Annotated in this window: 22 protein-coding genes and 1 pseudogene; 6 read left to right on the plus strand and 17 right to left on the minus strand. The window is 60.7% G+C overall.

What is annotated here, in order from left to right:
* Positions 1-95: 95 nt before the first annotated feature.
* The 3 genes from CVS30_RS11395 (at position 96) to CVS30_RS11405 (ending at position 2,162) form a co-directional block, all read left to right on the plus strand.
* A complete protein-coding gene (locus CVS30_RS11395; protein WP_110485466.1) occupies positions 96-353 on the plus strand; it encodes a mycoredoxin in 258 nt (85 codons plus the stop codon).
* Positions 354-456: 103 nt separating this feature from the next.
* A complete protein-coding gene (locus tag CVS30_RS11400; RefSeq protein ID WP_110485467.1) occupies positions 457-1,542 on the plus strand; it encodes an S-(hydroxymethyl)mycothiol dehydrogenase in 1,086 nt (361 codons plus the stop codon).
* Positions 1,542-2,162 (plus strand): MBL fold metallo-hydrolase, encoded by a 621-nt coding sequence (locus CVS30_RS11405; protein ID WP_110485468.1) that lies wholly within the window; start codon positions 1,542-1,544, stop codon positions 2,160-2,162. Before CVS30_RS11400 ends, CVS30_RS11405 begins: the two co-directional genes overlap by 1 nt.
* A gap of 81 nt (positions 2,163-2,243) precedes the next feature.
* Here CVS30_RS11405 and CVS30_RS11410 read toward each other — a convergent pair whose 3' ends face one another.
* From CVS30_RS11410 to CVS30_RS11420, 3 genes are read right to left on the minus strand one after another with little or no spacing between them, the layout of a single operon-like run.
* Positions 2,244-2,981 carry a lipoate--protein ligase family protein gene (locus CVS30_RS11410; protein ID WP_110485469.1) on the minus strand — a complete coding sequence of 246 codons (738 nt, stop codon included), beginning with the start codon at positions 2,979-2,981 and terminating at the stop codon, positions 2,244-2,246.
* The gene (locus CVS30_RS11415) at positions 2,978-3,817 is read right to left on the minus strand and encodes a thioesterase family protein (protein WP_110485470.1); all 840 of its coding nucleotides are present in this window, start codon (positions 3,815-3,817) and stop codon (positions 2,978-2,980) included. Before CVS30_RS11415 ends, CVS30_RS11410 begins: the two co-directional genes overlap by 4 nt.
* A gap of 38 nt (positions 3,818-3,855) precedes the next feature.
* The gene (locus tag CVS30_RS11420) at positions 3,856-4,395 is read right to left on the minus strand and encodes a DedA family protein (protein WP_110485471.1); all 540 of its coding nucleotides are present in this window, start codon (positions 4,393-4,395) and stop codon (positions 3,856-3,858) included.
* Between the two features lie 195 nt (positions 4,396-4,590).
* On the opposite strand from CVS30_RS11420, the gene CVS30_RS11425 reads away from it, so the two are divergent.
* Complete coding sequence (locus CVS30_RS11425) at positions 4,591-6,222, plus strand: AMP-binding protein (protein ID WP_110485472.1); 1,632 nt, start codon at positions 4,591-4,593, stop codon at positions 6,220-6,222.
* Positions 6,223-6,331: 109 nt separating this feature from the next.
* On the opposite strand, the gene CVS30_RS11430 is transcribed toward CVS30_RS11425, so the two are convergent.
* The 8 genes from CVS30_RS11430 to CVS30_RS11465 form a co-directional block, all read right to left on the minus strand.
* Positions 6,332-6,892, minus strand: a complete 561-nt coding sequence (locus CVS30_RS11430) for an NUDIX domain-containing protein (RefSeq protein ID WP_110485473.1) — start codon at positions 6,890-6,892, stop codon at positions 6,332-6,334.
* 58 nt (positions 6,893-6,950) lie between these two features.
* Complete coding sequence (gene yiaA / locus CVS30_RS11435) at positions 6,951-7,409, minus strand: inner membrane protein YiaA (RefSeq protein WP_110485474.1); 459 nt, start codon at positions 7,407-7,409, stop codon at positions 6,951-6,953.
* A gap of 386 nt (positions 7,410-7,795) precedes the next feature.
* The gene (nrdF, locus tag CVS30_RS11440; RefSeq protein WP_110485475.1) at positions 7,796-8,773 is read right to left on the minus strand and encodes a class 1b ribonucleoside-diphosphate reductase subunit beta; all 978 of its coding nucleotides are present in this window, start codon (positions 8,771-8,773) and stop codon (positions 7,796-7,798) included.
* A gap of 117 nt (positions 8,774-8,890) precedes the next feature.
* Entirely contained in the window at positions 8,891-11,011 is a 2,121-nt protein-coding gene (gene nrdE / locus CVS30_RS11445; RefSeq protein ID WP_110485528.1) for a class 1b ribonucleoside-diphosphate reductase subunit alpha, read from the minus strand.
* A gap of 14 nt (positions 11,012-11,025) precedes the next feature.
* Positions 11,026-11,502 (minus strand): class Ib ribonucleoside-diphosphate reductase assembly flavoprotein NrdI, encoded by a 477-nt coding sequence (gene nrdI / locus CVS30_RS11450; protein ID WP_110485476.1) that lies wholly within the window; start codon positions 11,500-11,502, stop codon positions 11,026-11,028.
* 129 nt (positions 11,503-11,631) lie between these two features.
* Complete coding sequence (gene nrdH / locus CVS30_RS11455; RefSeq protein WP_110485477.1) at positions 11,632-11,883, minus strand: glutaredoxin-like protein NrdH; 252 nt, start codon at positions 11,881-11,883, stop codon at positions 11,632-11,634.
* 397 nt (positions 11,884-12,280) lie between these two features.
* Complete coding sequence (locus tag CVS30_RS11460) at positions 12,281-12,838, minus strand: TetR/AcrR family transcriptional regulator (RefSeq protein WP_110485478.1); 558 nt, start codon at positions 12,836-12,838, stop codon at positions 12,281-12,283.
* Between the two features lie 2 nt (positions 12,839-12,840).
* Positions 12,841-13,422: a sugar O-acetyltransferase gene (locus tag CVS30_RS11465; protein WP_110485479.1), complete on the minus strand. Its 582-nt coding sequence runs from the start codon at positions 13,420-13,422 to the stop codon at positions 12,841-12,843.
* A gap of 144 nt (positions 13,423-13,566) precedes the next feature.
* On the opposite strand from CVS30_RS11465, the gene CVS30_RS11470 reads away from it, so the two are divergent.
* Positions 13,567-14,499, plus strand: a complete 933-nt coding sequence (locus CVS30_RS11470; protein ID WP_110485480.1) for a LysR family transcriptional regulator — start codon at positions 13,567-13,569, stop codon at positions 14,497-14,499.
* Positions 14,500-14,517: 18 nt separating this feature from the next.
* On the opposite strand, the gene CVS30_RS11475 is transcribed toward CVS30_RS11470, so the two are convergent.
* Both CVS30_RS11475 and CVS30_RS11480 read right to left on the minus strand, forming a co-directional pair.
* Positions 14,518-15,930, minus strand: coding sequence for an aldehyde dehydrogenase family protein (locus CVS30_RS11475; RefSeq protein ID WP_110485481.1), 1,413 nt, complete (start codon positions 15,928-15,930; stop codon positions 14,518-14,520).
* 164 nt (positions 15,931-16,094) lie between these two features.
* Positions 16,095-16,610, minus strand: a pseudogene (locus tag CVS30_RS11480) (5-methyltetrahydropteroyltriglutamate--homocysteine S-methyltransferase); the annotation flags it as partial.
* A 297-nt stretch (positions 16,611-16,907) separates the two neighbouring features.
* On the opposite strand from CVS30_RS11480, the gene CVS30_RS11485 reads away from it, so the two are divergent.
* A complete protein-coding gene (locus CVS30_RS11485) occupies positions 16,908-17,105 on the plus strand; it encodes a hypothetical protein (protein ID WP_110485529.1) in 198 nt (65 codons plus the stop codon).
* A gap of 21 nt (positions 17,106-17,126) precedes the next feature.
* On the opposite strand, the gene CVS30_RS11490 is transcribed toward CVS30_RS11485, so the two are convergent.
* From CVS30_RS11490 to CVS30_RS11505, 4 genes are all read right to left on the minus strand, one after another.
* The gene (locus CVS30_RS11490; protein WP_110485530.1) at positions 17,127-18,329 is read right to left on the minus strand and encodes an ROK family protein; all 1,203 of its coding nucleotides are present in this window, start codon (positions 18,327-18,329) and stop codon (positions 17,127-17,129) included.
* 179 nt (positions 18,330-18,508) lie between these two features.
* Positions 18,509-19,681, minus strand: coding sequence for a class I SAM-dependent methyltransferase (locus CVS30_RS11495; RefSeq protein WP_245934569.1), 1,173 nt, complete (start codon positions 19,679-19,681; stop codon positions 18,509-18,511).
* A 78-nt stretch (positions 19,682-19,759) separates the two neighbouring features.
* Entirely contained in the window at positions 19,760-20,161 is a 402-nt protein-coding gene (locus CVS30_RS11500) for a YchJ family protein (protein WP_110485482.1), read from the minus strand.
* Positions 20,158-20,961, minus strand: a complete 804-nt coding sequence (locus CVS30_RS11505; RefSeq protein ID WP_245934570.1) for a FadR/GntR family transcriptional regulator — start codon at positions 20,959-20,961, stop codon at positions 20,158-20,160. The genes CVS30_RS11500 and CVS30_RS11505 overlap by 4 nt, the downstream gene beginning before the upstream one ends.
* Positions 20,962-21,005 lie beyond the last annotated feature (44 nt).

Consider the following 21,005-nt stretch of genomic DNA (forward strand, 5'->3'; position numbering starts at 1 on the left):
ATCCATCGTGGCACACAATGCGGAATATCTCAGCTACCAGATAGCGTTGTCACCAGTAGTACCAACAAATTTCTTTTCTCCTAAGGAGCACTTTCGTGGACTTTACCCCTGACGCTGGCACCATCACCATGTTCTCAACCACCTGGTGCGGTTACTGCAAGCGCCTCAAGAAGCAGCTGGACGCTTCGGGAATTGGCTACACCGAGATCAACATTGAGGATGTCGCCGGCACAGCCGAACTCGTCGAAAGCCTCAACGGTGGCAACCAGACCGTGCCCACCGTGCTCTTCCCTGACGGCTCCGCAGCAACCAACCCGTCACTGAATGATGTGAAGGTCAAGCTGGGCGTTTAGCGGCCCAGCAGGGCCTGCCCCACCTCTTTAGCGAAGCCGTGTAACCTGTCAGCAACCCCATTTGTTGTTCCGGACAGGGACACGGCTGCTAAGGAGCATTTTCATGGTTTACAAGGTCAAAGGCGTCGTCGCGCTGAGCAAGGGCGCGCCCGTCACACTCGAAACCATTCTGGTTCCAGATCCAGGACCGGGCGAGGCCCTCGTTGACATTCTCACGAGCGGCGTCTGCCACACGGATCTGCATTACAAGCTCGGCGGCATCAACGACGACTTCCCGTTCCTCCTGGGCCACGAGGCCACCGGCGTCGTCAGCGCCGTCGGCGAGGGCGTCACCAACGTGGTCCCCGGCGATCGCGTGATCTTAAACTGGCGTGCCGTCTGCGGCAACTGCCGCGCCTGCAACAAGGGCCAGGCACAGTACTGCTTTAACACTGCCAACGCCACCTCCAAAATGACGTTGGAAGATGGCACCGTCCTCTCCCCGGCACTGGGCATTGGTGCGTTCATCGAAAAGACCGTGGTGGCGGCCGGGCAGTGCACCAAGGTTGATCCCGACGTCGACCCCGCCGCCGTTGGCCTGTTGGGTTGTGGCGTCATGGCTGGCATCGGTGCGGCCATCAACACCGGCGGCGTGAAGCGCGGCGACACCGTGGCCGTCATCGGTTGTGGCGGCGTGGGTGCCGCTGCGATTGCCGGCGCAGCCCTGGCCGGCGCCACCACCGTGATCGCCGTTGACCGCGACCCCAAGAAGTTTGCCGCGGCGCTTGCCCTGGGTGCCACCCACACGGTGGACTCCTCCGTTGAGGACGCTGTCGTCGCTATCCAGAACCTCACGGGAGGTTTCGGAGCAGATGTGGTGATTGACGCCGTCGGACGTCCCGAGACATACAAGCAAGCCTTTTACGCGCGCGATCTGGCCGGAACCGTGGTTCTGGTGGGCGTGCCCACGCCGGAGATGACCCTGGATCTGCCGCTGCTGGATGTCTTTGGCCGCGGCGGCTCACTGAAGTCGTCCTGGTATGGCGATTGCCTGCCCTCGCGCGACTTCCCCATGCTCGTGGAGCTGTACAAGCAGGGCAAGCTGGATCTGGACGCCTTTGTCAGCGAACGCATCACGATCAACGACATCGAAGCCGCCTTCACCAAGATGGGCGAGGGCTCCGTGCTGCGTTCGGTGGTGGAATTCTGATGGGCGCCCGTATTGAACGCCTGATCACCTCGGGGACATTTTCGCTCGACGGCGGCACCTGGGATGTGGACAACAACGTCTGGATCATTGGTGACGACGCGCAGGTGTATGTGATCGATCCGGCCCACGACCCGGCGGCCATCAAGGTGGCTGTGGGCGAACGCACCGTTAAGGCGGTCCTGCTGACGCACGGCCATGACGACCACATCCGCTTTGCCCGGGCCTTCGCGGGCCTGGTGGGGGCTCCCGTGGCCATGAACCCGGCAGACCAGATGCTGTGGGAAAACATTTTCCCGGGCACCTCCCCGGATGCCCCCATCGCCGACGGAGACACCTTTGAGGTGGCCGGCACCGTGCTGACGGCCCTGCATACTCCCGGGCACTCCCCCGGTTCAGTGTGCTTCTATGCCGAATCCCTGGACACTGTTTTCACCGGGGACACGCTGTTCAAGGGCGGGCCCGGGGCAACAGGGCGTTCGTACAGCGATTTCCCGACCATCGTGAAGTCGATTTCGGAGCGGCTCATGACGTTGCCCGCCGAAACCGTGGTCAACACCGGTCACGGCGATTCCACGACCGTTGCGGCCGAGGCGCCCGGAATCGCGGCGGCTCAGCTCTAAGCGCCGCCTCTTCCCCGTTGACCCGCCACGTAATGCCCCTATTCCTGCTTTATACGGGCATTACATGGCGGGTCAACGAGGTTATGAGCGGATCAGCTCCGCGTGCGTGGCGTAAACGGCCAGAACTGCCTCTTCCACGGCGTCCACGGTGATGCCAGGGACAAGATCCTCCACCGCTCCAGCCGTGACCGGGTCCCAGTCCAGCCCGAGGGCACTGTAGGTATCCGTGAGAACCTGCCGGATGGGTGCGGAGTTCTCCACGACAATGACCGAACTAAAGAGCCAGGCCCCGGCCACGACGCGCTGCGCCGTTCCGATCAGTTTGATGCGTGCCCCAGCCGGCAAAGCCGGGCCATCTTGAGTATTACGGCCAAACACACTGAACTCTCCGGGGCAGTACTCCCCCGGGATTTCCCCCACACCGGCGTCGACCCCGAGTGATCTCAGGGCCTGCGTGAACAGCTCACCAAAGAATCCAAAGCGTTCCTTGGCACCGACGATGGCATCCTCGGCCGGTTGAATATGATCCACCACCAAGGTGCCCTGATGATAGGCCGCGGCTCGGCCACCGGCACGCCGAACCGCCGGAACAAATCCGTTCTCCCGCGATGCTTGTTCTGCCGCGGCGAAGCCGGTTAGCCGGGTGTCACGCTGCCCAAAAGCAACCGTTGGCTCGGGGCGATAAAAGCGCAACATGGCGTCCCGCTCCCCAGCTTTGACCTGGTTGAGGAGCTCGAGGGCGTGGTTGAGATCGGCCTCGGCTCCCTGATTGACAAGCTGCCGATCCACTCTCAGGCGTGGGGCCAACACAACACTCATGAGGCGCTCGGGAAGGGGCGGACCGTCAAGATCTGCTCGGAACGAGCGAAGGGACCCTTACGGTCATTGAGTACCGCCGAGGTCAGTCCAATGCCGTCCCCCGCCATGGTCACGTGCGTGTCCAGGCCCAGCCATTCGCCCTCGGGCTCCCGGTATATATGGAGTGAGAGGTCAACGTTGGGGAACATCCAACCGCCGCTCGAGGGGTCCATGCGCGCAGAGACACCATTGGCGCTATCGGCCAACCCGAGGAGCCGAACCAGGGCCGAGGAGGGGGCTCCGCCGTCGAGCATGGGAAAAGGGGTACGGAGCCAGACCCGGCCGCGACCGGCGCGGTGACCGGCGTTGACGCGAGCCTCGATGCTGCGGATGAAGCCGCCGGGCCACGTGTTCATGCCGTCCCAGGAATTGGCGCTCTCGAGGCTGGCCATGGGCTCGTCTTCGTAGGCCTGGACGGAGGAGGTGTCGCCCTTTTGCAGGCGCCAGGCGGTGGCTCGGACGGCGACGCGCCCGTTCGCGATCAGCTCCGCCTGCAGCAGTTCAATGGTTTTTCCGGGGCGCAGCATCATGGTTTCGATGGTGAACTCGCCGGCCGGAATGAGACCCAAAATATCAAAACTCAACCGGGCTAGGCGCATGTCCGCGCGCGGCTGATATTGCTCCAGCGCGTGCGTCATGATGCCCGTCACGGGAGCCATGTGCTGCTCGTGCGTGTTCCAGGCGCCCTGGCTATGGATCGTGGATTCGTAGCGATTCTCGCCGAGGTGGCGGTAGTACGAACGAGCATTTTCGGCAGCGACGGCGTCGGCGGCTGCGCATGAAGTTGTTTCCGGCATGCCTACGACCTTACCGGCCGCGGAGCCCCGGGCCGAGCTCAGAGCTGGGGCTGAGTGTTTCCGGCCGGCTCATGACCCATGACGGGGCAGGACTCCAGTGCCTCGCGGTCAAGCTTACGACGGCGCGAAACCTTCAGCAGGTGCACCCCAAGAGCAGCGGCCGCGACCATAAGAATCACGATCATCAGGGCCAGAGGTGAACCTGCTGCAGCGGCCAGGGCGGCCTCAAAAGCCGCCAGCCCGATGGTGGCATAAATGAAAGCCCAGGCGATGGCACCCACCACCGTGGCCGGAATGTAGCGCCGCAATGGCATCCGTCCTAGTCCAGCGGCTAGGTTGACGGCGGTCTGCACACCAATAGTCAAGAAGCTCACGCTGACGGCCGGCGCTCCCCACCGCGCAATGAAGATCTCGGCCCGAGCAAAGGAGGGTGACGTCAGGTATTTCTGGAGTTTACTTTTGCGCCCACCGGCGGAAATTCCACGCCCGGCCCAATATGTGGCATTGGAGCGCAGCATCACGATGACAAACAAACTCAGAAAAGCCCAAGCGAACGGGAGCGAGGTAACGGCATCCATTAGGGTCGTGCGACCTCCCGGCTCGAAAATAATTTGACAACTTTTGTTTGCCTTATTTACTTCCTCATACTAACCAATAAGGTATGGATACCCTAATTTGAGCAAGATCCCCCAGCCACAACCCAAAGGCGACGCATCAGAAATTTATACTGTGAGTTAGTTCACGCTAACTGTTGTGCGGGTTAGCATCGAAGCATGACCACTGATGTTCATACTTCCTACGCGTCCGGCACCTCCACGACCCCTCTTCTGGAGAGCACCATCGGCGCCAACTTCGCGCACACCGCCGCCCAATATCCGGACCATGAGGCGCTCATCGACAAGCCCTCCGGAAGGCGCTGGAACTATTCAGAGCTCAACCACGACGTCGACAACTTAGCGCGAGGGCTCCTCGCCGCCGGAATCGCCCAGGGCACGCGCGTGGGCATTTGGGCTCCTAATGTGCCCGAGTGGGTGCTGCTGCAGTTCGCCACGGCCAAGATCGGCGCCATCTTAGTCAACATCAATCCGTCCTACCGGATTCACGAGCTCAGGTACGCCATGCAGCAATCGGGGATGTCCTTGATCGTGGCCATGCCGAACTTCAAGGGCACCGATTATGCCGACATGATCGCTCAGGCCACCCCAGATTGCCCCGAGCTCCAGACGGCGGCCTTCATTGGCACCCCCTCTTGGGATGCACTCGTGGCGGGTGGCACGAAGCTGCCGGCAGACGCCGTCGAACATGCTCTGGCGCAGTTGCACCCCGAGGACCCCATCAACATCCAATACACCTCGGGCACCACGGGATATCCCAAGGGCGCCACACTCAGCCATCGCAACATCCTCAACAATGGCTACTTTGTGACCGAAACCATCGGCCTCACCGAGCGGGACAAGCTCTGCATTCCCGTGCCGTTCTACCACTGCTTCGGCATGGTCATGGGCACCCTGGGCGCCACAACCCACGGCGCGGCCATCGTCATTCCGGCCGCCAGCTTCGATCCCGCCGCCACCCTACGCGCCGTCCAGGAGGAGCGCTGCACCGCACTCTACGGCGTACCCACCATGTTCATCGCCGAGCAAAATCTCCCCGATTTCGCCAGTTACAACCTCAGCAGCCTGCGCACCGGAATCATGGCCGGCTCGCCCTGCCCCATCGAGGTCATGAAGCGCTGCATGAGCGAGATGCATATGGCGGGCGTGTCGATTGCCTATGGCATGACGGAAACCTCGCCCGTGTCGATGCAGACTTTAATGGACGACGACGTGACCCACCGGACCGAAACAGTAGGCCAGGTGCACCCTCACCTTGAGGTCAAAATCGTGGATCCCGGCACCGGGGACACCGTCCCACGCGGCGAGCCGGGCGAGTTTTGCACGCGCGGCTACTCGGTCATGCTCGGTTATTGGAATGACCCCGAGAAAACGGCGGCCGCGGTCGACCCCGAGGGCTGGATGCACACGGGCGATCTCGCCGTCATGCTCGAGGACGGCTACGTCAACATTGTGGGCCGCATCAAGGACATGGTGATTCGCGGCGGCGAGAACCTCTACCCCCGCGAGATCGAGGAGTTCCTGTACCGGCACCCGGACATTGCCGACGTGCAGGTCATCGGCGTGCCCGACGAGCGGTACGGCGAGGAATTATGCGCCTGGTTACTCATGAAACCGGGAGCCACACCCCTAGATGCCGCCGCCGTGGCCGCCTATTGCGAGGGGCATTTATCCCGCCACAAGGTGCCTCGTTATGTGCTCGTCGTGAACGAATTCCCCATGACCGTCACAGGCAAGGTGCGCAAGATGGATATGCGAGAACGGACCGTGGAGATCCTGGGACTGGGCTAGGCGTTAGCGGGCCGCATCAATCCCGCGCACCTGTTTCCCCCGCCCCCACATCTGAGTGGCAGTTATTACTGAAAATCCCCACTTTCGGGCCCTTTTTCTGCATCAAGTGCTACTCAGATCTACGCGGGACCAGACGACGACGGAGCTCGGGCCACGCGGCCCCGAAGCCCGGGTGCAAGGAAAGCTCGGCAACGGCGGAGAGCGGCACCCACTCAAGGGCGAGGCTCTCCGGATCGCTGATGACCGCTTCGAAGGATGTGACAGCCTCAACGGCCACGGTGGTGTAGCGCCAATAGCCCACGTCGTAGACGGAGGTGAAGAGCAACTCCACGTTCGCCCGAGGCACTCCTGCTTCTTCCCATGATTCCCGCAGGGCCCCGTCAACGGCGGATTCCCCCTCATGGAGGGCTCCCCCAGGAAGGCCCCACGTGCCGCCATGGTGAGACCAGATGGCCCGATGCTGCAGCAGGACTCCGCGTCCGGCGTCGAACACTAAGAGACCGGCCGAGCCAAACTTGCCCCAAAATTTACCGGACGGACCCTCAACCCAGGCATCGCCTGGATTGCGAGGACCGGCGAAACCTCCGGGCCTGGTCTGGGCGCGCGCGTCGCGGATGAAGGCGGCGGCCGTTGGCGTACCCGGCTGTTCTTGAGCGTTTGCATCATCCATGGACTCCACGGTATCAATTGCACGCCCCGAGCCGGCCGAGTACGACGAACGGTGACCCCTAAAAGTCGGGCTTGTCCAGGAAGTTGGGCCGGACGTGCTGATCAGGGTAGACGGCCCGGTGGGCCGCAAGGTCCCGAATGTTCTTCTGTACTGCAACGACCGCGAACAAGCTCATGGCGAAACCAATGCCATAGAAGCCCTTCTCGGAGAGCAACAGCTCAGCGTTCCAGAGACCGATGGCGAGCAGCAAAAGCGAGGCCAGCAGGGCAAACCAGGCGATCCCCAGATAGATGGGGGTCACGGGGATTTCCTCCGACTTATCGCGCACGGCCTTTTGGAGCGAGACGGCGGCAAAGAGTCCAAACAAGAAGACCGTGAGATAGAAACCCTTTTCATTGAGTTCCATTTTGGCGTTCCAGAGTCCGATGAAATAAACAGCCATACCCAGCCCTAAGGCAATCCAGGATGCCCCGATGAAGGCTCCCGTAGGCTTTCCCAATTGATTTGTCTCACTCATGATGCGTGTTCCCCTCTTGTTATGACCGCTAGAAACTGCCTTTCTGATACATCAGCATAAGTGAAGTATCGTCCTTCGCCGTTAATTTGTCCATCATATGGCCAAATTATTCTCGTGCGGCATCCAACAGGCCCTGTCACGGCCTCAACGGCCGCGCGCAAGCTAGGCATCACCAGGGCTAGGGACACCGTCACGTCTAGGGTCTTCGTACATTCTGGCGACCGTCAGGCTACGAGATTCTTAGTACGCCCGGCAATGGAACGGGCCGTCGCATTGTCTCCCCGGACAAGCCCGCAGGGAACGACACCCCTGGCCGCCATGACCTTAACAAAAAATGCGCGCAGCCCAACCGAATCGGTCAGACTACGCGCATCAAGAACTAGGAGTTAGAAGTCCCAGTCGTCGTCTTCGGTGTTGACTGCCTTACCGATGACGTAGGAGGAACCGGAGCCGGAGAAGAAGTCGTGGTTCTCATCGGCGTTCGGTGACAGCGCGGACAAGATCGCCGGGTTCACGTCGGTCACGGCGGCCGGGAACATGGCCTCGTAGCCCAGGTTCATGAGCGCCTTGTTGGCGTTGTAGTGCAGGAACTTCTTGACGTCCTCGGCCAGGCCAACGGAGTCGTAGAGGTCGTGCGTGTACTGAACTTCGTTTTCGTACAGCTCAAACATGAGCTCGAAGGTGTAGGCCTTCAGCTCTTCCTTGCGCTCATCGGACAGACCTTCCAGGCCCTTCTGGTACTTGTAGCCGATGTAGTAGCCGTGCACAGCCTCATCGCGGATGATCAAACGGATCAAGTCAGCGGTGTTTGTCAGCTTGGCGCGTGAGGACCAGTACATGGGCAGGTAGAAGCCCGAGTAGAACAGGAAGGACTCCAGCAAGGTGGAGGCAATCTTGCGCTTGAGCGGGTCGTCGCCGTAGTAGTAAGACTCAATGATCTGAGCCTTCTTCTGCAGGTTAGGGTTCTCGATCGACCAGCGGAAGGCCTCGTCGATTTCCTTCGTGGAGCACAAGGTGGAGAAGATCGAGGAGTAGCTCTTGGCATGCACCGATTCCATGAACGCAATGTTCGTGTAAACGGCTTCCTCATGCTGGGTAATCGCGTCCGGGATGAGCGAGACGGCGCCAACGGTGCCCTGCAGGGTGTCCAGCAAGGTCAGGCCGGTGAATACGCGCATGGTGAGCAGCTGCTCGTCCGGCGTCAGGGTGGCCCAGGACTGGACGTCGTTGGACAGCGGCACCTTCTCCGGCAGCCAGAAGTTATTGACTAGGCGATTCCAGACTTCTACGTCCTTATCGTCCTCAATACGGTTCCAGTTGATGGCCTTCACGTGGCTCGCCAACTTCAGCTTGTCCGGTGTCATGGGTACTTCTCTCCCTTTATAAAAATCTTTGGTAGCCGCGAAGGGCCAAGTCAATCTTAAAGCCTCAAAGTTCGACGGCGGGACCCGCCCGCCGTCGAACTCGTCAGTTTTGTTGTGCTACAGTGCGCATGAAACGCAACCCTCTACCTCGGTCCCTTCCAGCGCGAGCTGGCGGAGACGGATGTAGTAGATGGTCTTGATGCCCTTGCGCCATGCGTAGATCTGCGCCTTGTTGATGTCACGCGTGGTGGCGGTGTCCTTGAAGAACAACGTCAGGGACAGGCCCTGGTCCACGTGCTGCGTGGCAGCGGCGTAGGTGTCGATGATCTTCTCGAAACCGATCTCGTACGCGTCCTTGTAGTACTCGATGTTGTCGTTCGTCAGGAACGGAGCCGGGTAGTACACGCGGCCCAGCTTGCCTTCCTTACGGATCTCGATCATGGAGGCGATCGGGTGGATCGAGGAGGTCGAGTTGTTGATGTAGCTGATCGAGCCTGTGGGCGGGACAGCCTGCAGGTTCTGGTTGTAGATACCGTGCTCCATAACGGAGGCCTTCAGCGCGGTCCAGTCTTCCTGGGTAGGAATGTGAACGCCCTCGAACAATTCGGCAACCTTGGCGGTCTCCGGAACCCAGACGCCGTCGGTGTACTTATCGAAGAAGGTGCCGCTGGCGTAGGTGGACTTCTCGAAGCCGGCGAAGGTGCTGCCGGTTTCGATGGCCAACAGGTTCGAGGCGCGGATGCAGTGGTAAACAACCGTGTAGAAGTAGATGTTGGTGAAGTCCAGGCCCTCTTCGGAACCGTAGTGGACGCGCTCACGAGCAAGGTAACCGTGCAGGTTCATCTGGCCCAAGCCGATGGCGTGCGACTGGTCGTTACCCTTGGCAATCGAAGGGACGCTGGTGATGTTGGACATGTCGGAAACAGCCGTCAGGGTGCGGATGGCCGTTTCAATCGTGGCACCGAGGTCCGGTGAGTCCATGGCCTTGGCAATGTTCAGCGAGCCAAGGTTGCAGGAGATGTCCTTACCGGTCTCATCGTAAGAGAGGTCGGCGTTGTACGTGGTGGGCTGTGATACCTGCAGGATCTCGGAGCACAGGTTGCTCATGATGATCTTGCCGTCGATCGGGTTGGCGCGGTTCACCGTGTCTTCAAACATGATGTACGGATAGCCGGACTCGAACTGGATCTCGGCGAGGGTCTGGAAGAACTCGCGTGCCTTGATCTTGGTCTTCTTGATGCGGGCGTCGTCCACCATCTCGTAGTACTTCTCGGTGACCGAGATGTCGGAGAACGGCATGCCGTAGACCTTTTCGACGTCGTACGGGGAGAACAGGTACATGTCCTCGTCGCGCTTGGCCAGTTCGAAGGTGATGTCAGGAACCACAACACCCAAGGAGAGGGTCTTGATACGAACCTTCTCATCGGCGTTTTCGCGCTTGGTATCCAGGAAGCGGTTGATGTCGGGGTGGTGAGCGTGCAGGTACACGGCTCCGGCACCCTGACGTGCACCGAGCTGGTTAGCGTAGGAGAAGCTGTCCTCGAGAAGCTTCATCACGGGGATGACGCCGGAGGACTGGTTCTCGATCTGCTTGATGGGCGCGCCCACTTCGCGGATGTTCGTCAACGCAAAGGCCACACCGCCACCGCGCTTGGACAGCTGCAGAGCGGAGTTGATGGAACGGCCAATCGATTCCATGTTGTCTTCGATGCGCAGCAGGAAGCAGGAGACGAGCTCGCCGCGCTGTGCCTTGCCGGCATTCAGGAAGGTGGGGGTTGCAGGCTGGAAACGGCCGTCCATGATTTCATCGACGATGTTCTCGGCCAAGGCCTCGTTGCCACGGGCCAGGTGCAGGGCAACCATGCACACGCGATCTTCGTAGCGTTCCAGGTAACGGTTGCCGTCGAAGGTCTTCAGCGTGTACGACGTGTAGAACTTGAAGGCACCCAGGAAGGACTCGAAACGGAACTTCTTCTTGTACGCGCGCTGGTAGAGCGCACGGATGAAGTTCATCGAATACTGATCGAGTGTTTCGCGCTCGTAGTATTCGTTCTTGACCAGGTACTCCAGCTTTTCTTCCAGGTCATGGAAGAACACCGTGTTGTTATTCACGTGCTGGAGGAAGTACTGACGGGCGGCGGCGCGGTCAGCGTCAAACTGGATCTCACCCTGAGCGTTGTACAGGTTGAGCATGGCGTTGAGCTCGTGGTAACCCAAGCCCTCCCACGCCGCTGGCATGTCCTTGGACGCCTTCACAGCGGCGTCCGTTCCTGAGACAATCGTGTCCAAAATTCTTCCAATCCTTCGCGAACGCGGTCCACATCATCAGATGTGCCCATCAGTTCAAAACGGTATAAATGCTGTACTTTGCACTTCTCGGCGACAATGTCGCCAGCGAGGCAATAGGTGTCGCCAAAATTTGTATTCCCGGCGCCAATGACGCCGCGGATCAGTTGCCGATTCTCGGCCACATTAAGGAACTTAATGACCTGCTTCGGTACCGCCCCTAGCCGGTTTTCCCCGCCATAGGTTGGTAGTACCAACACGAAAGGCTCCTGAGCCAGAAGTGTCTCTTCATAGGTATGCAACGGCATCCGGGCTGTTTCTATGCCCAGTTTCACCATGAATCGGTGAGTGTTATCGGAGGCCGAGGAAAAGTAAATCAATCGGCTGCTGGTATACCGAGAGGCGCCCCGAGCTACAGCGGATTCTGCTGCTACAGCTGACATGACAATCGCTTTCCAACTACTTTACTTGCTGCTGTGGGGCCAACCATATGACTGGTTAGCCCCACTCGTGTGCGCCGAAACGCACGTGAAATTGTGGTGAGCCAGGCGGGCCAGCTGGCCCGCATCTCACTAAGCTACGCTTGCTTCGCTTTCGACGGCGGCAGCCAACTCGGCGATCTTGTCCGGGCGGAAGCCCGACCAGTGATCGGCGTCGGTGATGACAACCGGTGCCTGCTGGTAACCCAGGCTGAGCACATGCTCTAAAGCGGCCGGGTCGGCGGAGATATCTACACTCTTGTAGGTGATGCCCTTTTTATCCAAAGCGCGGTAGGTTGCGTTGCACTGAACGCATGCAGGTTTGGTGTAAACCGTGACGGTCATGATCGAGTTCCCCTCATTTATTACTACGTCTAGCTGCCTTTGTTGGCTAACTCGTTGTCGGTGGGACCAACGGTTCTTGCCACGGTCTCGCCAGCTTCTGAGCTGTTCAAAGCGGTTCTTTGGGATCCGCTCGAATTCTGTATTAGATACTACATGTAGTGCAGGCACTCGATGTTGACCCCTACATGATGTATTACAAGTATGTCATTCTTATGCACCGTTCGTCCACAGCCTAGGAGAATTAAAAGCCCGAGAACTCAAGGTTTAATCCCGACTGTCCACAGGGTGTGGACTATTTCCCCCCACATTTAATGTGTGGCGTGTCGCAGCAACGCGGCGTGTCGAGCCTCGTGTCGACCACTGGGGCAAACACATCATCTAGGGGTCGGCGCAGGAATCAGCCACACCGCACAATGCGCGCCACAGCCTCCTCGACGGTACTGCGCGGCATGGCACTCAAGGACAGCGCCCGATGTATCGCTAGCCCCTCGATCAGGGCATCGAGCATGATGGTGGTCTCCGGATCGAAGAAGTGCCCCAGGGCGGCCCTGCTACGCGCCATCCACGCATCCGTGACACGACGAATCTCCGGGCTACGCGTTGCGAGGGCGTAGAGCTCGTAGGACAGCGCCATGGTGCGCGGGTCACCGAGCAACTCCCCCATGATGAGACGGACGACGGCGGCCCTCGCCTCCTCCTCGTCCCGCGCCTTCCCCATGGCTACCTCAAAGCCATCGGCCGTGGCGTTGGCCAGCTTCGTGAATGCCTCACCCATGACCTCCTCCAGCGAGGCAAAGTGATAACTCACTGAACCCAGCGGCACCCCGGCGGCCTCGGCGATCTTCCGGTAAGTGGTTCCGGCCACCCCGTGCTCGGCAATGACCTCCAGGGTTGACTCGATGATGCGGGAACGCCGCTGTGGATCGTAGCGACGTGTGCGAGGCTGCGGGTCCATGCTCAGAGGTTTTTCGTGATGCGGGCCGGATTACCCACGGCCACCACATTGGCCGGCAGGTCCTTCGTGACGACAGATCCGGAACCCACCACAGTGTTCTCGCCAATGCTGACCCCGGGCAGGACGATGACGCCGCCACCGAGCCAGACGTTATCGCCGATCGTGATGGGCTTGGCCGCCTCCAGCTTGTCCCGGCGTAGCTCAGGCTCGAGCGGATGGGTGGGCGTGAGGAGCTGCACGCCCGGTCCGATCAGGACGTCGGCGCCGATCGTAATGGGCGCTACATCCAGAGCCGTGAAGTTGTAGTTGATGAAGGTGCGCGGGCCAATCGTGAGGTAGCTGCCATAGTCGACATACAGCGGTGGGCGGATCTCAACATCCTCCCCCACATCACCTAAGAGCTCCTCGAGGATCGCCTCCGCGGCGTCCCGATCCTCCGCCCAGAGTTGCCCGTAGCGATGCGCCAGCATGATGGCTCGCTGAGAGGCGCGCGCCAGCTCCACATCGGTGGCCAGGTAGTTCTCGCCGGCCTCCATGCGTTCACGCATGGAGCGCGGGTCGTTGCCGAAACTGGGGTGGGTCATAGTGGCTTCCAATCTTGAGAGAACTCTGCGTTATGTACAAATGTACATAACGTGGCGAGGATCGGCCGATTGAGACCCGATCTGCCACAAGAGCGCTCTATGCTTGCCTAGGAACCAGGTCCGCCCCCAACGAAAGAGCAAGCCGTGATCAACCCCGTGCACCTGCGGACCCTCTTAGAAGTGGTGCGCCGCGGATCCTTCGCCGCCGCCGCCACCCAACTGGGGTACACGGCGTCGGCCGTTTCACAACAAATGTCCGCACTGGAGCGCGATACGGGAGTGGAGCTCTTTCACCGCACTGCCCGCAGCATCGTGCCCAGTGACGCCGCGCTGGTCATGTCCCGGCATGCCGCCAAGGTGCTGACCGATATCGACGCCCTCCTAGCTGCGAGCGCGCGCACGGCGGAGGTAGCTAGTCATGAGCTACGGCTCGGGATTTTCCCCTCGTTGGCCAGCCATGTGTTGCCGCGGCTCTTGCGTAGTCCCCAGTGGCCGGAGTTGGGGATCAAGTTGCATGTCTCGGTTGGCGAACCGCAGCAAACCATTGGGGGCCTGCGTTCCGGCGGCGAGTTGGACGTGGCCTTGGTGTATCAGGTGGGTCAGTCCGGTCTAGCGTGGCCGCACACCTTGAACCGGCAATGGGTCGGCGATGATAATTTCCGTGTGGTGTTGCCGAAGGCGTGGGGTATCCGGCCCGGGTCCATCATGGAGGCCTCGCAGTTATCGGATATGCCGTGGATTATGCATCACCCGGGCACGAGCGATGCGACGGTGATTGAGCGGTTGTTTGCCGGGTGCAATCTGCATCCGCGCGTTGCCGCCTACAGCGATGACTTCAATGCGAGCCTGCAGCTGGTCAGCGTGGGTCTCGGGGCCGCGCTGGTGCCGGAGTTGGCGTTGCAGGCGCGGCCCGAGAACGTGGTGGTGCTGGATGTGCCGGAGATTCGTCTGGCGCGCAACATCTTTGCGCTCCTGATCAACGACACCCGCACGGCCCGTGTTGAGTTGTTTGTGGACAAGCTCGCGGGGATCTTGCAGGAGCTGACGGGCTCCAGTCACGTTGACGCTACCCCTTAGTGGCTGACCCCTGAGCACTTAGCTCTTGCGGAATTTCTTGGCCGGTGCCACGAAGCGCTTGATGAGCTGCTTCTTGACCGAGCCGAAGGGCGGGTAGATTAACGCGAGCGTGTCGGGCGAGAGCGGCTTGTCCAGGATCGCCTTGCGGTGCGAGAACGTCGCGATGGAGTCCTGGCCGTGATAGCGACCCATACCGCTCTGCCCTACCCCACCGAAAGGTAAGCCGGGCACGGAAAGGTGAGCCACCGGAACCCCAAAGGTGAGGGCGCCCGACGTCGTGCCTTCCGTGAAGTCTTTCCGCACGCCTTCGTCATCGCTAAAGACATACAGGGCTAGCGGCTTGTCGCGCTCATTGATGAAGTCGATGGCCTCCTGTGCCGAGGCGACCGTGACAAGGGGCAGGATGGGGCCGAAGATTTCATCCTGCATGAGCGCTGCATGAGCGTCGACGTGAATGACGGTGGGTTCGATGTAGCGGGTGGCGGCGTCCGTGGTCCCGCCACTAACGAGAGCCGATCCGGCGTCGTCCTGCAGGTCCTGCTCGAGGAGCCCCGTGAGCCGGGTAAAGGCCGCATCGTTGATGATGCGCCCATACGCCAGGCTATGAGCGGCGTCGGTTCCATAGAGCTCCTCGATAGCCAGGGGCAGCTCCTTGGCGAGCTTGGCGAGGGCCGCATCGGTGCCCAGGACATAGTCGGGGGCGACGCAGGTCTGCCCCGCATTCATGAACTTACCCCAGACGATCCTGCGGGCCGCCGTGATCATCTCCACGGATTCGTCGATGTAGACCGGGGATTTTCCACCCAGCTCAAGGGTGAGAGGCGTGAGGTGTTTGGCCGCGGCACTCATGACGATGCGGGCCACCTTGCCATTGCCCGTGTAGAAGATGTGGTCAAAGCGCTGTTCGAGCAGTTCGGTGGTTTCGGGGATGCCACCCTCCACGATCGTCACCGCATCGGCGAGGTAGTTCGGCACCAGGCGAGCTAGGAGCGCAGAGCTGGCCGGTGCCATCTCGCTGGGTTTACCCACCACGGTGTTCCCGGCTGCGAGCGCACCGATCATGGGCGCCAGCAGGAGCTGTACGGGATAGTTCCAGGGTGCGATGACGAGGACAACACCGAGCGGTTCTAAGCGCGTCGCGGCCCGGGCGGGCTGGAGGGCAAGAGGAACAGCTACCTTCTGGGGTTTGAGCCACACCGGCAGCTGTTTGATGGTGTGGGCGATCTCCGCTGTGAGAAAGCCGATCTCCGTCAGCCAGGCTTCGGAGGGGTGTTTGCCAAGGTCGGCGGCGAGCGCCTGCGTAAAGTCTTCGCGATGCTCAACCAACATGGCGTTCATCGCCTTGAGCTGCTGCAGCCGCCAGTCCAGGGGTTTTGTGACCCCACTGTTGAAGACTGTCCGCGCCGCCGTCACTGCCTCTTGTACGTTCATGCCTTCAATGTACCGCCAGCATCCCTGCGGAGAAAATACGATTTAGAACATACTTTCGAACCAAATACCATCGAGGACGTAGCTGGTGGACCGATTCCACCGATTTCCGGTGTTTTGATCCAACAACTTCGTCCTCGATGAAGGGAAAGAATCAGTGGTGCGAACTAGACGAGCTGAGCGCGAACTTCCTTCGTGGCGTTGACCAGGTTGCGCAGGGATTCTTCGGTCTCTGCGTAGCCGCGGGTCTTCAGGCCACAGTCCGGGTTGACCCAGAGCTGGCGGGCCGGAACATGCTTGACGGCAGTGCCCAGCAGTTCGGTGACCTCGGCCTGGCCGGGGACGCGAGGGCTGTGGATGTCATAGACACCCGGGCCGACACCGCGACCGAAGCCGTGAGCCTCCAGGTCGTTGACAACGTCCATGCGGGAGCGGGCAGCCTCGATGGAGGTCACGTCCGCATCCAGTCCGTCGATGGCGTCGATGATGACACCAAACTCGGAGTAGCACAGGTGGGTGTGGATCTGGGTGCCGTCAACAGCGCCTGCCGTGGAGAGGCGGAAGGAGTTGACCGACCAGTCCAGGTACGCAGCCTGATCGGCGCGACGCAGCGGGAGGAATTCGCGCAGGGCGGGCTCATCAACCTGAATGATCTTGATGCCGGCGGCTTCCAGATCCGCGATCCACCAGCAAATGTCAGGCCCACATGGGGGCACCCACACCCTCGAATCATTCGAAGGTCGCCGACACACGTTGAAGAAGTAACGTAGTAGCAATACTAGGCTTTTCATCACACAGCACAACGTGAGAATCGAATTATGGCGCTACGTAATGCAATATTTCATCCGATCCGTTCGATCAGAGAGTGGCAAGGTAACGGCTCGTCGAATATTCTACGGCGTTAGGCGTTTTTCGAAGGCAGGAAAATCTTCTGCAGCAACATCTGTTGGATGCTCGCACGCGGGGCTACAGTATGGTTCATGACCCAATTACCAGCCGTGTATTCAGAGTATCTGCAAGGCAAAAGTGAGTCGTTTATTGCAACGCTCATGCCGGTTCTGTTGCAATCGATCGCCGAGAAGACCCATGGCGTGCGTGTTGTGACCAGTACGCACGTTGTTCAGGCGCACACCGATGAGACCATTCCCTTCGGCCAGATCGTGGAAGACGTGGATTAGAAAAATTCCAGCAGGGAGGGTTTAGCCCTTCGAATCCAACAGCAGCCGTGCCGCGTTGGGGCTAAAGGTATTTTCCATGACGAGGCAGGCGGCGCCAAAAGCTTCCTCACCCGAGCTCACCATGGTGCCCACAACGTTGACCGAATGCACGCTCGTGGTGACGCTGTAGTGTTCTATCAATGCTGGAATCGTCGCGAGGTGTGTGGGAGCCAGCGGCGGCCAGAAAGGTCCACCAAAGACGACGCGTTCGACGTCGAGCAGATTTGTCAGCACCGAGGCGGCGCCGGCCAGTCGATGTGCCGATTGTGTCAAAATGTCGAGGGCTGCTGGGTTACCTTCCGCTGCGGCCTGGGCTAGGTCAGCCATGTCCTGCGGCAACGAGGCTTCGTCGGGAGAAGCCTCCGGCAGCACTCCGGCGGCGCGAGCCTGGGCCACCAGCGTTTCAGGCATACAGGTGACCTTGATGCAGCCGCGTCGGCCACAATCGCATTCGGGACCGTCGGGATCGGCGATGATATGTCCAATCTCGCCCACATTGCCCGAGGAGCCCCGGACTACCTCGTCGTTGAGGACCAGCCCGGCACCAATGCCCGTACCAATGTAGACAAAGACAAAGTCCCGAACGCTGCTCGTGGATCCGGCCCAGACCTCAGCCACGGCGGCCGCGGTGACGTCCTTGTCGACGATGACCGGCAGGCCCGTTATCTCGTGCAGGATGTCGCGCAAGGGAACGCGGGCCCAACCGGGCATATGCGGCGGGTTAACCACGGTGCCGCTGGCGGCATCGACGGGGCCGGGGGTGGCGACGCCAACACCAGCGATGCGCTGCTCGTCGACACCAGATTCGTCAATGATGTGCCGCACCTTGGCGCCCATTGCCGCGACAACCTCGAAGGGGTCTCCGGCTAGGTCGGTGGGTTCGTCGAGAGAAAGCAACACCGTGCCCACGGCATCCAGGAGGGCGTAGCTGGTCAGGGCCGGGTCAATGTGAATTCCGACGGCGTACATGCCCTTGGGGTTCAGGCGCAGCATGGTGCGTGGTTTGCCGGGGCCGGAGGCTTCCTTGCCGGCCTCGATGATGAGTCCGGTATCGAGAAGTCGGCGGCAAATATTGGACACCGTTTGCGCGGCAAGTCCGGCTGAGGCCGCTAGTTCCACCCGGCTGAGCCCTTCTTCGGCGCGACGAATGGAATCTAGAATAACCGACTGGTTGTAATCGCCCATCTTCGGCAGATTGGTACCTCGACGGCGCTGCGGTAAACCAGCCTCGGGAACACCCAAAATTTACTCCTTGACAGATGTCATACAAACGGTGGCGGACTCCCCTAATGTCCACCTGCAACATTACCTTTAGCTGCGCTCCTGCGCGTGAACGCCACGGCTCAGAACTCACACAGTGATTGCTACAAAAGGGGCCGCCGTGAAACGCTCACGGTGAACTTGCTATTGCGTCCCACGAGCTCGGTGGGGCCAACAAGTTTTTCTAGGGATCCACGGTACTGCAGGTGACTGTTATAAACACACCATAACTCCCCTCCCGGAGCGAGCACTCGCCCGGCCTCGGCAAAGAGTTTCAGCGCGATCCCCGCATGCACGGTGGCCCCCACATGGAAGGGCGGATTGAGCACGATCAGCCCGGCAGATCCTCCACCTTGGCTGCTCAGAGCGTCATCGCGCACCACCTCCACGCGCTCCCCCACACCATTGGCCGCCGCCGTGGCTCGTGTTGAGGCCACCGCGGCGGCGGATTGATCGCTGGCAATGACGCGCATCTGCCCTCTGGCCTTGGCGAGCGAGACGGCGATGGTGCCATTGCCGCAACCTAGGTCGATCGCGGTGTTGTCCTGGCGCATCTGCGGCACAAACTCGAGTAAGAAACGGGTCCCGACATCAACTTTGGTACCGCCAAAGGTCGCCCCGTGGGCGCACAGCCACAGGTCCAAGTCCGCGTGATATTCCTTTCGCGGGAAGCTCGACGTCGGAGCCTCCTTCCGCGGGCCACTGACCTTCAGCGGGCGAGACTTGCGCCAGGCCCGGCCGGCCGACACGTGGGAAAAGTAGTTTTCGAGGACGGTGTTCATGGCCACGGTCATGTGTTTGACCCGTCCGCCAGCAAAAATCTGAACCTCTGGGCTGGCGTGGGCGGCGATGAGTTCGGCCGTCTCACTGACCTCCTCGAGGCTGCGCGGGAGCTGCCATAGCACCACGGTTGCGCCACTAAACAGTTCGGCGCTCAGCGGCAGGGAGGTGTAGCTCTCCGAGCGGTTGAAATGCTCGGCGTTGTGGCTCAGTGCCAGCTCGCCAGATAGCCCATCTTGCTGGACCCGTAGTCCCGTCAACTCATGGACGGAGGCGGCGGCGAGCGTCAACGCCCCGTACCGCTCGCCCACGATGACCACGTCGCCGCTGCCAGCTAGCTTCAGCGCCTCGGCCGCCTCGTTGAGGAGCAGTTCATCCGTGGCGTCGTGCGCGAAGAGGTTAGCTGCTTCAATGTCGGGAAAGCGGCGCAGCTGCGCAAAGTCGAAGGGGGCTACCTCAGGGGTAGCCAGGTTCTCGCCGCTGCTATTTTGCTCCACTGGGCAACTCTACCGCCGCCCTTTTGTTCGGCAAGCAAGGCCGCCGCCTCAGGTGCGTAATGTCACACCAGGGTGAGGCTAACTGATTTCCAGCGCGTCCAGGTAGAGCCATTGCTTACCGTCACGGACGAAGCTGCTGGTTTCCGTCAGCGAATCTCGACGCTTCCGATTCGTGGCGGAACGGTAGCTGGCCCGGAAGCTGACGACGCCGGAGTCGTCAAAGTAGCCGCCTTGGCTCGTGCTCAGGATTTCTAGCAGGTACCACTGCTGATCAGGGTCCAGCTCCAACGTTGCCGGTCGCGTGTCGGGATGCCACGAGTGCAGCAGATACCGCACATCGCCCAGGGCAAACGCCGTGTACCGGGAACGCATGAGCGCCTCGGCTGTTGGCGGGTAAGCCACAAGGTCCGTGTCAAGACCGTTGAGGTATTTGGCGCAGCATCCCTCGTAGCTCTCTCCGCTGTTACAGGGGCATCTCATGACTGGGGCCTTTCCGGCGTTGACGCTGTGGCGGGAGCTGATTCACTGTGTTGGTGGAACCACTCGATATGGGATTTGAGGGCCGCGGCGGCCGCACCGCCGTCGTTGGCTATGACCGCGGCAACAATGTCTTCATGCTGCTGGCGCAGTGTCGGGACCATCGTCTCCCAGTGGTCATCGCTGGTAATAGCGGCGCCGACATACCCCTGGATGGCCGAGCGCAGGGATTCCATCATTGACGTGACAACGGCGTTGCCGGCGAGGGAGCTCAAGTAGACGTGGAAGGCGGCATCCAAGACGTGAAAAGCCTCGCGGCTCAGTCCCGGGGCCGCCATGGCCGTCAGTGCCCCACGTAGTTTGCTAACTTGTTCGGCACTGCGCGGGCTGGCCGCGGCCTCAACAGCCGCCCAGGTTTCCATCATGACGCGCGTCTGGACGATGTCGGCCACAGGGAAATGATTGGTGGCCATGTGCAGCCGCAGCGTCGAGGCGAGTCCGGCGCTTGGGTTGGCGATCACAACGGTTCCTGACTGCGGTCCGGATCCTACGCCTGTCCGCACGACACCCATGGCGTCGAGAACGCGAATGGCGTCACGGACCGAAGCCCGGGAAATGCCGTGCCGGAGGGCGAGGGCTCTCTCCCCGGGCAGCTGGTCCCCGACCTTGATTTTCCCTTGACGCAAATCAACCTCGATGCTGGCCAGGACGGCGTCATAACTACGGGCACCGTGGGCTGCTGATTCCCAGGGAGCCACGGGTGCGGGTGTGGGCTCTTCTCGAGCAAAATCTGGCGTGGACACTGCACCATTCTTCCATTGTTTGGCTACCGCGCGCGTTACCCTTT

Origin of the sequence: Arthrobacter psychrolactophilus (genome assembly GCF_003219795.1) — a bacterium.
Classification (GTDB): Bacteria; Actinomycetota; Actinomycetes; order Actinomycetales; family Micrococcaceae; genus Specibacter; species Specibacter psychrolactophilus.